Origin of the sequence: Corynebacterium sp. MSK297, assembly GCF_030232885.1 — a bacterium.
In the GTDB taxonomy this organism is placed as follows: Bacteria; Actinomycetota; Actinomycetes; order Mycobacteriales; family Mycobacteriaceae; genus Corynebacterium.
Window position 1 is genome coordinate 187,491 of record NZ_JASPGD010000001.1, and the last position, 11,413, is coordinate 198,903.

General features: G+C 55.9%; 8 protein-coding genes and 2 pseudogenes. 5 read left to right on the forward strand and 5 right to left on the reverse strand.

Features of this window, described 5'->3' with window-relative positions; translation table 11 throughout:
- Nucleotides 1–5 precede the first annotated feature (5 nt).
- From QP888_RS00870 to rimP, 3 genes and pseudogenes are all read right to left on the reverse strand, one after another.
- The gene (locus QP888_RS00870) at nucleotides 6–476 is read right to left on the reverse strand and encodes a YlxR family protein (RefSeq protein WP_350338208.1); all 471 of its coding nucleotides are present in this window, start codon (nucleotides 474–476) and stop codon (nucleotides 6–8) included.
- 130 nt (nucleotides 477–606) lie between these two features.
- Nucleotides 607–1,659: pseudogene (gene nusA / locus QP888_RS00875) on the reverse strand (transcription termination factor NusA); the annotation flags it as partial.
- 167 nt (nucleotides 1,660–1,826) lie between these two features.
- A pseudogene (gene rimP / locus QP888_RS00880) lies at nucleotides 1,827–2,411 on the reverse strand (ribosome maturation factor RimP); the annotation flags it as partial.
- Nucleotides 2,412–2,676: 265 nt separating this feature from the next.
- Between rimP and QP888_RS00885 the strand changes: the two are divergent.
- Both QP888_RS00885 and QP888_RS00890 read left to right on the forward strand, forming a co-directional pair.
- Nucleotides 2,677–3,429, forward strand: coding sequence for a hypothetical protein (locus QP888_RS00885; protein ID WP_284811508.1), 753 nt, complete (start codon nucleotides 2,677–2,679; stop codon nucleotides 3,427–3,429).
- A 9-nt stretch (nucleotides 3,430–3,438) separates the two neighbouring features.
- A complete protein-coding gene (locus tag QP888_RS00890; protein WP_284811510.1) occupies nucleotides 3,439–4,329 on the forward strand; it encodes a PhzF family phenazine biosynthesis protein in 891 nt (296 codons plus the stop codon).
- Between the two features lie 3 nt (nucleotides 4,330–4,332).
- Here the strand turns inward: QP888_RS00890 and QP888_RS00895 are convergent, their stop codons facing one another.
- Entirely contained in the window at nucleotides 4,333–6,174 is a 1,842-nt protein-coding gene (locus QP888_RS00895) for a proline--tRNA ligase (protein ID WP_284811511.1), read from the reverse strand.
- Between the two features lie 43 nt (nucleotides 6,175–6,217).
- Between QP888_RS00895 and yaaA the strand changes: the two genes are divergently transcribed.
- The 3 genes from yaaA (at nucleotide 6,218) to QP888_RS00910 (ending at nucleotide 9,636) form a co-directional block, all read left to right on the forward strand.
- Nucleotides 6,218–7,030, forward strand: a complete 813-nt coding sequence (gene yaaA, locus QP888_RS00900; RefSeq protein ID WP_284811513.1) for a peroxide stress protein YaaA — start codon at nucleotides 6,218–6,220, stop codon at nucleotides 7,028–7,030.
- A 191-nt stretch (nucleotides 7,031–7,221) separates the two neighbouring features.
- Entirely contained in the window at nucleotides 7,222–8,154 is a 933-nt protein-coding gene (locus tag QP888_RS00905) for an ornithine cyclodeaminase family protein (protein ID WP_284811516.1), read from the forward strand.
- A 3-nt stretch (nucleotides 8,155–8,157) separates the two neighbouring features.
- A complete protein-coding gene (locus QP888_RS00910; protein WP_284811517.1) occupies nucleotides 8,158–9,636 on the forward strand; it encodes a protein adenylyltransferase SelO in 1,479 nt (492 codons plus the stop codon).
- A 148-nt stretch (nucleotides 9,637–9,784) separates the two neighbouring features.
- Here the strand turns inward: QP888_RS00910 and mqo are convergent, their stop codons facing one another.
- Complete coding sequence (gene mqo, locus QP888_RS00915) at nucleotides 9,785–11,281, reverse strand: malate dehydrogenase (quinone) (protein WP_284811519.1); 1,497 nt, start codon at nucleotides 11,279–11,281, stop codon at nucleotides 9,785–9,787.
- Nucleotides 11,282–11,413: the final 132 nt, after the last annotated feature.

Genomic DNA, 11,413 nt, shown 5'->3' on the forward strand with positions numbered 1-11,413 from the left:
GCTCATCAGTGTCGGTCTTCCTTACATTCTCTAGTCGGTGAAGTGGCGCGAGCTTCTAGGTACGTCCGTACATGACCAGCGTCCAGTTTCCTGGACGTTTTGAACGCACGCTCTAAGGCGCGACGTTGCAGCGCCGTATCGAGTGCAGATAGTTCCGGCGTTATCCACGCACCGCGGCCCGGTAGGCTGCGGGAAGGATCTGCGAGAACACGATGATGGTCATTGGGGTCAATCACCATACGTAGCAGGTGAGTATCGTCGTATCGTTTCCGGGTAGCGATGCAGGTCCGAACCGGTTGCACACCTCGGGCCATCGCATCCTTCCTACCGTGAAATGCTCGCACTCGCCTGCAGCTGTTCTGCACGCGATAATCCAGTCTAATAGAAAATAAGCAAAAGGTGAACTTTGCCGATCCTCCGCACTTATTCCTGCGGCTTGCTTTCTCCTTCAGCTCCGGACCCGTCGACGACAGCATCCGACACAGATTCGTCAACTGAAGCAGCTACAACTGCTGAGCCTTCAGCACTGCTTTCGGTCGCAGAAACTGCTGCAGCCGCAGATTCCGCTTGCACGCGGGCGCGTACTTGCGCTAGCGGCTCCAGCTTTTCAGTATCCGAGTGAATATCGATCTTCCAGCCGGTCAATCGAGCCGCCAAGCGAGCATTTTGCCCTTCTTTCCCAATAGCCAGTGACAACTGATAATCCGGAACAACGACGCGGGCTTTCTGTTCTTGTTCGTCCAATACTTCAGCTGCCACTACCTTTGACGGCGCCAACGCATTTCCCACGTACACCGCCGGGTTATCTGAATATCCAATGATGTCGATCTTTTCGCCGCCGAGTTCACGCATCACATTGTTCACACGTTGCCCACGGGGGCCAATACAAGCACCTTTCGGGTTCAGCCCCTTGGCATTGCCACGCACAGCAATCTTCGTGCGATGGCCGGCTTCACGGGCAATCGAGAGGATCTCGACGCTACCGTCCGCGACCTCCGGTACCTCTAATTCAAACAGACCGCGGACCAGGTCCGGGTGGGTGCGGGAAAGATTCACCTGAACGTTGTTGTTTTGCCGGTTAACGCCAACAACATAAGCCTTGATCCGATCACCGTGCTTCAGCTTCTCGCCTGGTATTTGCTCCGCCGGCAACAAAATTCCGTCTTGCGCCTCAATTTCCGTACCCAGCTCAACGACAACGATTCCCCGTTCATTGGCGCGTGCATCGGCCTGCACCACTCCTGAGACCACACGGCCTTCGGTCTCGGAATACGTTTCATATGTCCGTCCTGCTTCAGCTTCGCGCAGTTTTCGCACGATGGCGTTCCGAACCGCCGGGGCGCCAATGCGTGCGAAATTGATTGGAGTGTCGTCATATTCCGACTCCACTTCCCCTGTGGCGTTGAGTTCTTGCACGATGACCGTAGCATCACCGGTTGCTGTATCAATATCGATCCGCGCACGGTCCGTAGGGCCCTCAATTCCCGCGGCAGCGGCGCGTGCCCGGTTGGCTTTTCCTGCACCACTGAGATCTTCTTCCAACCCTCGGTGCTCACGGTAAGCCCCCAGCAGGGCACGAGCAATAGTTTCGAGCAATTCCTCGAACGGAATACCCTTGTCAGTTTCGATGCTGCGTAGTGCGTTGAGATCAATATTCACTTGTGATCGTCCTAGTCTTTACTATCTGTGTCTGCGTCTTGGATTTCGGAGTGTTGGTTTTCGGTGTCTTGGTTTTCGGAGTTGTGCTTCTTAGCGCCGTGGTTCTGGTCATCACGCGCAGTGAGCGCAGCTCCGGAAACGATATGTTCAGCTATCTGCACGTCGGCGAACGGCCGCTGCGTCAACGCCAACTCCGCTTGCGGCGGCTGCGAGAACTCAATTTCTACCACTGCATGCACCGAAGACGCCAATTCTAGGGCAACCGGATCACGCCTATTCTTACCGCTGGCTTTGCTGCTGGATTTCTTCGTCGAAGATCCCGCAGGGCCGGCACCGGATTGCTTCGTTGGCACCAAAATCACGGCCATGCCGTCGTCGGCAAGCGCACCAATGCGCCAGACTTCAGCTGCACCACGGCCAGCAATCTGTACAGAAACTAGACGGTGCCGGTTCCGGCGCCAATGACGAGGGGCTGTCAACGGCATATCCAGGCCCGGTGTTGAAACCTCCAGGGTATACCCCGGGCCAAAGCTCATATCGCCAGCTTCTTCCCGCGCGTCAAGTTCATCGCCGATGTGCTGCGAGAGTTTTTCTAATAGTTCAGAATCCGGGCGTTGGTCACCATCAAGATAAATTGCTACCTGGGATTTCTTACCTGCACGGGTAATCTTTATGTGCTCGATATCCAGCTGTTGCGCGCTGGCAATCGGGGTGAGCACCTCTTCCAATTGTGTGCTAGACGGGAATGCCATAACCATCAGCTTAACCGTCAACGGTAACCTATTCGCTGTGAACCCCAAGCGAGCATTCACCAGGAAGCCTCACCGCGACAACACCCCAACGTCAAACACCCTTACGTCCCCTGAGAAATCGAGGTTTCACCGTTTCCATCGTTTTCGCCGCACCAGCGCAGCCGCAACCATTCTGACAGCTAGCTTGGCCCTATCCGGCTGTGATTTCTCCTTGGACGCCATCGCCGAACCGTTTGGCCCCACACCGGACGAGACTCTAGTCAGTATGGCTTTTAGCGCAGAAGATGAGGCTGCGGCATTTGCGGAATCCGATCCGGTTTTTTCTGAACTGCGCGCCCAGCAAGCCAGCGATTTATTCGGGGAAATCGCGCGCATCTGCGGCCACCACCCACATGGCAGCGCTCCCGCAACCTGCGCGGTCGATCGCACAGAACGCAGCAACTACGACGGCAACCACCACATCGCCAACACCCCAGACCAGGCGCTACACCAGCTGGTGAAATCGCTTGCCGACGCCCCACAGCAGTCGCACGCATTGTTGATCGAACAGGCTGTCGCCGTGACCAACCGGCTACCCAATCACGAAAATACGCTCACTACTGCGGTCGACACCTTGCGCTCCGACGAGGCTTCCCTGCCTGAGTCGTGGACGGACATGCCAGATTGGGAATACCAATTGGGCACTGCTTTGGAAACTGCTCGTGCCTTCACCGCTGGCGCGGCTGCGGCACACACTGAGCAGGCCGCTGCGCATTCCGATGCCCGGTTGGCGCTTTTACGCCAATTTGGAGGGGAAATCTCAGAGCGCGCCCTGACGTATCAAGGCCATGCGCCATCAGCCCTGCCCGCAGCCCAGGACGTGTCCGCCGTACACGACGGCAATGCCGTCGAGTTCGTTACCACCGCGTTACAGCAGACTTCTCAGCAGTGGAAGCACCGAGCACTCAGTGCTGGCGATACCGAGTGGGTCATCCTCGCAATACTTTTTGCATCCGAAACTAACCAGGACCTTGGTTAGACTGGCGGTATGAGTACCCATGATTTTCTACAATTAGACGTCTTTAGCACCGACTCGTTCACCGGAAACCCGTTAGCGGTGATCAATGACGCTGATGATCTCAGCGACGAACAAATGCAAAACATAGCGCGGTGGACAGGGCTTTCCGAAACCGCGTTTCTGTGCTCCCCAGATGACGGCAGCTCGGCTGACTACAAAGTGCGCATCTTTACCCCAGATCGCGAACTTCCCTTTGCCGGGCACCCGACGCTGGGTGCAGCGTTTGCATGGCGGAGTTTTACGGGTACGGAGAAAACGGAAGTTTCGCAGCAGTGCCAGGCCGGAGTCGTTCCTGTGCGCGAAGAAGACGGCAAGCTCTACTTCGCGGCACCCGAATTGCAGCGCACGGGTCCGCTGGACGATAACACTATCGGCACCATAGTGCGGGCGTTAGGAATTTCGCATTATGACATCATCGACCACGCGTGGGGCGATAACGGGCCAGGTTGGGCTTTGATTCAGCTGAAAAACGCCGACGCTGTACGCCGCATTAAAGCGCGTACCCACGGTCACGTCAATATGGCACTCTTTGGTTTCGAGGAAGACGTGACACACAAAGATGCGCAACCGATCGTCGGGGCCAAGGATGAAGAATTTGTCGCCGATGCAGGACACGCAGCCTCCGGTGAAGCAATCCTCGAAGTCCGTGCCGTGCACGGCTCCCACGAAGACCCAGTGACGGGTTCCGCGAACGCCGCGATCGCCCAGTTCTTGCACGCAAAAAATGCCGTCCCGCAGCGCTACCGTGCCAAGCAGGGCTCGCGCATCGGATTCAATGGTGAGGTCGAGATCAATATTGAATCCGAAATTTGGGTCGGCGGCAAGGTTGCGCCAATCATACGCGGCACCATCGAGGCCTAGAAATTACACTTCAGGCTGCGCCAGGCGATCGTGGCCAAGTAGCTGAATAATCTTGGCCACGATTTCTTCTTCCGCAACCTCGAGAGTTTCGCCGCCACGAATACGTAGCTCGATCTTGCCATCTGCATATGCCCGTCCCACGACGGCAATCAGCGGCATACCTAATAGCTCTGCATCTTTAAAGCGCACACCAGGGCTGACCTTCGGGCGGTCGTCGTACAAAATATCCATGCCGTGATCAGACAGGTTGGTAGCCAGACGATCACCTGCCATTTTTGCGTCCTCGCCTTTGGCCGCGACGGTCACATGCACCTGATATGGCGCTGCAGAGGCTGGCCAGATCAGGCCTTTCTCATCATGGTTTTGTTCGGCAAGAACGGCCAGCATACGCGAAACACCAATGCCGTACGAGCCCATGGTCGGCACGACTTGTTTGCCGTTTTCATCGAGAATATTGACGTTAAATGCTTGCGTGTATTTTCGGCCCAGTTGGAAGATATGGCCTAACTCGATGCCGCGTTGGATGCTGAGTACTTCCCCGTTCGGGGCAATGTCGCCGTCTTTGACTTCTGCGGCTTCGATGAAATCCGTTACTTCGAAATCGCGTCCAGCTACTAGTCCCACGGCATGGCGGTCTTTCTCGTCGGCTCCGGCAATCCAGCTAGTACCGCGCACCACACGAGGATCCGCTAATGTGCGTAATCCAGCTTCTGCCAACCCACGTGGGCCCATGAAACCTGGTACTAGATTGTATTCTGCACAATCCTTGGCGTCTGCCAGCTGCACCGTGGCTGGTTCAAGGGCTGCTTCCAACCGCTTCACATCGACTTCTCGATCGCCAGGAATCAATACGCCGACGAGTTCGGACTCGGGTTCGGCTTGTGCAGCTGCATTGTCCATTTTTTCGTCGCCGCCGGTTTTTTTCGCGAGCTTGCCCTGTGCAACCGGCGCAGGCTGCTGGATCTTCACCAACACACACTTCAAGGTATCCGCGGCGGTCACGGCACGGCCGGCAATCTGCAGTCCCTGTCCGTTCGCCCAATCCACCAGCGCGTCGATAGTGTCGGCGCCTGGGGTTTCATGGAACTCTGCCGCTGGGTGCGCCTGGGGGTCAGATTCCGTACCTGGCTGGGTAGTCACAGCTTCAACGTTTGCGGTGTAGTCGCCTGCGCTGACGAAAGTGTCTTCGCCGTTAGGAGAGATGGCCAAAAATTCTTCAGATGCTGAGCCTCCCATGGCTCCAGATGTTGCTTTACAGATGGCGTAGTCAATGCCTACCCGATCAAACACGCGGCGATAAGCATCGCGGTGCCGCTGATACGCCGCATCCAGCCCCTCATCGGTGAGGTCAAACGAATAAGAATCTTTCATCAAAAATTCGCGACCTCGCAAAATACCAGCGCGGGGGCGTTCTTCATCACGGTATTTTGTCTGGACTTGGTACAAGGTCACTGGAAAGTCCTTGTATGAACCGAACATATCCTTAACTGCTGTAGCAAACATCTCTTCGTGTGTTGGCCCCAACAGAAGGTCTGCGTTTTTACGATCGTGCAAACGGAACAGGTTATCGCCATATTCACGCCAGCGATCGGTCGCCTCATACGGTTCGCGTGGCAGCAGCGCTGGGAAAAGCAGCTCTTGGCCGCCAATCGCATCCATTTCTTCTCGCACGATGCCTTCCAGCCTGCGCAGCGCTTTCAAGCCCAACGGCAGCCAAGTGTAAATCCCGGGTGCGACGCGTCGAATATAGCCGGCTCGCACGAGGAGTTTGTGGGAAGCGACCTCGGCATCTGCAGGGTCTTCGCGCAGCGTGCGCAAAAACAGTGTGGACATACGTGTGATCATGGCCCTTAGCTTACATTCTGCCGCTACTGCCTAGTATGGGGGTATGCTGATTGTTCTTCCTCCTTCCGAAACCAAAGCTTTTGGCGGCGACGGCGCGCCGTTGCAATGGGATAATTTGTCGGAACTTTCTTTCGCAGGCCTGCACGACATTCGCCAGGAGATCGCGCGCGATTTAATGGCTCTGCCGATTGAGCAGGCTTTTTCAGTACTCGGGGTATCAGAAAAGCTGCGACCGGAATTGGAAGCGAATAAACAACTCGCCAACTCCCCCACCATGCCCGCAATTTTTCGCTACACCGGGGTGCTGTACGACGCCCTCGATGCACCAAGTCTTCCGGATTTCGCCCTGAATCCATTAGCAGTCGGTTCCGCTTTGTTCGGTATTGTCGGCGCAACTGATCCAATCCCCTATTACCGCCTATCCGGGGGCACTAAGCTTCCCCTTCGTTATAACAGCCATAACAGTGATGACACTGGCAATAACAGCGACGGCACGAATGCCAGTAAGGCCCCCACCATGAAAAAACGTTGGGGCAGCGCCATCACACAAGCCCTGCAAGAGCACGGAGAACTCATCGTGGATCTGCGCTCTGGCACCTACCAACAACTCGGGCGGGTGCCCGCCGTGACCGTCCGGGTGGAATCAATACGCGAGGATGGCTCCCGGAAAGTAGTCTCTCACTTCAACAAACACTACAAAGGGGAATTGGCGCGCATTCTGGCCTTAGCTGTTGCCGACGGGGCCAACCCTGATTCCGTAGACGACGTGGCTGACATCGCGCGAAGCGCGGGTTTGCTTGTGGAAGGCCCCATAGACAAGCAACAATGTCGCGAGCTGACCCTGGTAATCGCCTAAATAATCGCCTCACTCCGTCAGTTTTCGCCCTGGTCGAGGCGGATTGTTGAACGAAGAACAACCTTGCACACCGTTTCTCGCTAGACTAGGTAAACGTGACCCCTGCTACACTTCCGGCGGCCCCGTTTGTGGCGGCAGCCCATGCAGCCAATGCAGGGTGCATCGTGTCCATCTAGCAAGGAGATTCGTTCATGACCCAAGAGTTCTTCCACATCGGCGCCGAAAAACTACGCGAGCTTATGAGCCCGAAAAACGCCGCCGACGCCCTCCGGCAAACGATTCTGGACGGATTCGATCCCGCCGATGACTTCGACAAGACCCGAGCGGTCGTCGACAAAGAAGACAACGCTAAGTTCCTATTGTTACCAGCGATCAACCCTGACTACTTCGGTGCCAAGCTGATCACGGTCGCCCACATCAATCCCACTCGCGGTCGGGAAACCGTACAGGGCACCTACGTGCTGTTTTCAAACACGACCTACGGCCCACTGTTTTCCATTGACGGTGCGGAGCTCACCAACCTACGCACCCCAGCCGTGACTATGGCCGCATTCAAGGATTTGATTGAGGCACGTGACGAAGACCTCAAGGTTGTTGTGTTTGGTTCCGGTGTGCAAGCGCGTGCCCACAAAGAAGCCATCGACGATAACTTTGGCCAGCGCAATCCGAGCTACACCTTCATCTCACGTAATGATCCAGGCGATCTGGACAACTGGGTACAAATCGGATCCGAGGAAGCCCAAAAGGCGACCAAGGAAGCAGAGGTCGTGGTGTGTTCCACTTCGGCGCATGAAGCATACTTGGATATCGACGAAGTCCGCAGTGACGCATTGGTTGTCGCTTTGGGTGCTGGTAACCCGAATGACCGCGAGCTCACCACCAACTTCATGGAAAAGGCCCAGATAATCTTGGAAGGTGGCGACGTCACGCTGAAGTACGGCGGTGACGCTGCTCGCGCTTTGAAAGAGGGCGCGGACCTGTCACACGCTGTGACCCTGCGGGATATCATCACCGGAGACAAATCATTAGACCGCGAATCTCCTATCGTGTTTAAAACCACCGGTATGCCTTGGCTGGACCTGGCTGTCGCAGGCCGCATCGCTACCAAATTGGGAGTTAAATAACCAGTGCCGCATTTGCACCACGAATTCGCCGATCATCTTCCGGAGTTGTGCCTAGATTGGCAGGCAGCCGAGACGCCAGAGCCACAGCTGCTGTGTCTTAACGAGCAGCTTGCACGCGAACTGGGGCTAGACCCCGAATGGTTGCGCAGCCCGGAAGGCATTGGCTTTTTGTGTGGCACCACACTGCCGAAAGGTGCCCGCCCAGTAGCGATGGGCTACGCCGGCCATCAATTCGGCCAGCTTTCACCGCGGCTGGGTGACGGGCGCGCACTCTTATTAGGTGAGATCAAAGATTCCCAGGGAAACCTACGCGATATCCACGTAAAAGGCTCTGGCCCAACGAAGTTTTCTCGCGGTGGTGACGGCTGGGGTGCGCTCGGGCCAATGCTGCGCGAATATCTCATTTCTGAAGCCATGCATGCGCTTGGTGTACCGACGACGCGTGCTCTGGCGGTTATTACCACCGGGAGGAAAATCGTCCGCGATCGCATAGTACCAGCCGCGCTTGTGGTGCGTGTGGCCAGCTCGCACATACGCATCGGTAGTTTTCAGTACGCCCAACTCACTGGCGGCGAAAGGCTCACCCGCACACTTGCGGAATACACACGCACACGCCACTATCCGGACGCGGCTGATGCCCGCGGGGTGTTTACCGGCGCGCTGGACGCTCAACTTTCCACAGTCGCACAATGGATGCGTCTCGGTTTTATCCATGGCGTGATGAATACCGATAACACCACATTATCGGGCGAAACCATTGATTATGGTCCTTGCGCGTTCCTGGACGAATATGACGAGCACACGGTGTTTTCTTCCATTGACCACGGCGGTCGCTACCGCTACCGCAACCAGCCACACATCATTGGGTGGAATTTCGCTCGCTTGGCTGAGGCTATGCTGCCTACTTTCCACGATGAACCCGAGCAGGCAGTGGATTTTGCGCAAGCGACCATGAACGGGTTTCAGGAGCGTTGGCGCACGGCGCAATGTGCGCAGCGTTGCCGTTCGCTCGGTGTAACCTACACCGAAAACAACACCAAGCTTGCCGACGATTTCTACAGGTTGGTCGAACAAGCGCGTCCAGATTTAACCACGGTCCATCGTGCGTTAGTGGCTGCCGCGAAGGCGAATACGCGCATAACAGCCGACCCGAGCAAGCACCCGCAGGATCTCCACAAGCAGCAAGCTGCGTTGGATCTAACCCGCCTTTTGGGTACTACTGAGCAAGCTCACGAGTGGCTTGTCTCGTGGTTGCAGCACGCCCCAGATGCCGCTGCCCTTGCACGACTGCACCCGGTAGTGATTCCCCGTAATCACTTGGTAGAAAAGGCCTTGCGCGCAGCTACCGATGGCGATATAGCCCCGTTTGCCGAATTATTGGCTGCAGCAACAGATCCGTTCAATGACGAGCATCCAGAGAAATTCCGGAAACCAGCCCCACTGGAATTCAGCGAGTCCTATCAAACTTTCTGCGGAACCTAACACAGCCTGGGTGATAAAGCGCAAGGGGTCCGCGCCGTTTGGCGCGGACCCCTTGCGCTTGTGCGTTAGTTATATCCAGCGGCATCCACAGCGCGCACTAAGAGTGCTTCCTGACATGCGTACCCTAAAAACACTAACTGTAGGTGATTTAGTCTTCTAGCTTGAGCGTCTTCTGGGTAAACTCCCACAGCTCGTGGTACATCTTTTCATCCTTGAATAGCTTGGTGCCGTAGGACGGGATCATCTCGTAGATCTTGTCAGCCCATTCGATCATCTTTTCTCCGAAGCAGCGTTCCAACAGCTCCAGCATGGCCGCTGGTGCGATGGATGCTCCCGGCGATGCGCCTAGCAGACCGGCAATGGAGCCTTCGGTGTTGTTAATTAAAGCAGTGCCGAATTCCAAGGAACCGAAACGCGGTGGAGCTGCTGGCTTAATTACCTGGACTCGCTGGCCCGCAGTAACGATCTCCCAGTCCTCGTTTTTCGCATCTGGGACATAGTTGCGCAAGTTTTCCATGCGCTTGTCAAAGTCTTGTAGCACCTCGGTAACCAGATACTTGGTCAAATTGAATTCCTGAACAGAAACGCCCAAGTAGGAAGGAATATTATCCGGACGGATAGACTTGAATAGATCCAGGTACGAGCCCTTCTTCAAGAACTTCGGTGACCAGCCACCGTATGGACCAAACATCAGCCCCTTCTTGCCATCGATCACGCGGGTGTCTAGATGCGGAACCGACATTGGCGGAGCGTTTTTGGTCATGGCCTGGCCATAAACCTTGGCCGAGTGGTTGTCAATCAGGTCCGGGTTAGTGGAACGCAGCCAGAGACCGGAGACTGGGAAGCCCGCGTAGCCGTGCACCTCCGAGAGCCCCGCCTTACGCAGCAGATCCAATGCGTAGCCTCCGGCACCAACGAAAACAAAGTTGGCCTTGACGACGCTCGTGTCACCGGTGTGCAGGTTTTTGACGGTAACTTTCCACTTGTTTCCGTCCTTGGTCAGGTTTTTCACCTCGTGGCCGTAGCGCATTTCCGTACCGGCAGCCTTCGCTGCGGTGAAAAATTGCTTGGTCAGTGCACCGAAGTTGATGTCGGTTCCCTTGTCGGTCCAGGAGATCGCGACCTTTTCGTTGTCGTTACGGCCGCTTGCCATGACTGGCAGTTTTTCCGCAAATTCTTCGCGGTCGTCGGTGAATTTCATGTCCGGGAACATGTGGTTATCGCGCAGTGCTTCAAAACGACGCTCGATATAGCCAACCTGGTCGGCACCTTTACCGAAAGACACGTGCGGGACTTTGTTGATGAACTGCTTCGGGTCCGACAAAATGCCGTTGTTGAGCTGATGCGCCCAGAACTGACGCGAGATCTGAAATTTTTCATTAACCCCCACGGCTTTGGACAAGTCGATGGTGCCGTTTTTTTCTGGGGTGTAATTCAGTTCACAGAGAGCGGAGTGCCCGGTACCCGCATTGTTCCATGGCGACGAGGATTCCATGGCCGGTGCGTCCAAGCGTTCGAAAACCATTTGCGACCAGCTCGGTTCCAGTTCGCGGAGCATGGCGCCGAGCGTGGCGCTCATGATGCCTCCGCCAATAAGAACAATGTCTACATCATCGGTGGGTTTCGGGTTGGGGTTTTTGGACACCTGACTACCTCTTCGTATTCGATTGCACCGCTTCCGCCACGGGTTACACACCGCGCCCGGAAAGTTGAGCGCGAAGCGATACGCCTGGCGAAAATTTACTTGCCTGTTACCTTACTTACCATACGCCCTGTG

Excerpts from the sequence above, each read along its gene's own strand:
- QP888_RS00870 (WP_350338208.1), bottom strand. The coding sequence starts at position 476 with ATGCTGTCGTCGACGGGTCCGGAGCTGAAGGAGAAAGCAAGCCGCAGG.
- QP888_RS00885 (WP_284811508.1), top strand. The coding sequence starts at position 2,677 with ATGGCTTTTAGCGCAGAAGATGAGGCTGCGGCATTTGCGGAATCCGAT.
- QP888_RS00890 (WP_284811510.1), top strand. The coding sequence starts at position 3,439 with ATGAGTACCCATGATTTTCTACAATTAGACGTCTTTAGCACCGACTCG.
- QP888_RS00895 (WP_284811511.1), bottom strand. The coding sequence starts at position 6,174 with ATGATCACACGTATGTCCACACTGTTTTTGCGCACGCTGCGCGAAGAC.
- yaaA (WP_284811513.1), top strand. The coding sequence starts at position 6,218 with ATGCTGATTGTTCTTCCTCCTTCCGAAACCAAAGCTTTTGGCGGCGAC.
- QP888_RS00905 (WP_284811516.1), top strand. The coding sequence starts at position 7,222 with ATGACCCAAGAGTTCTTCCACATCGGCGCCGAAAAACTACGCGAGCTT.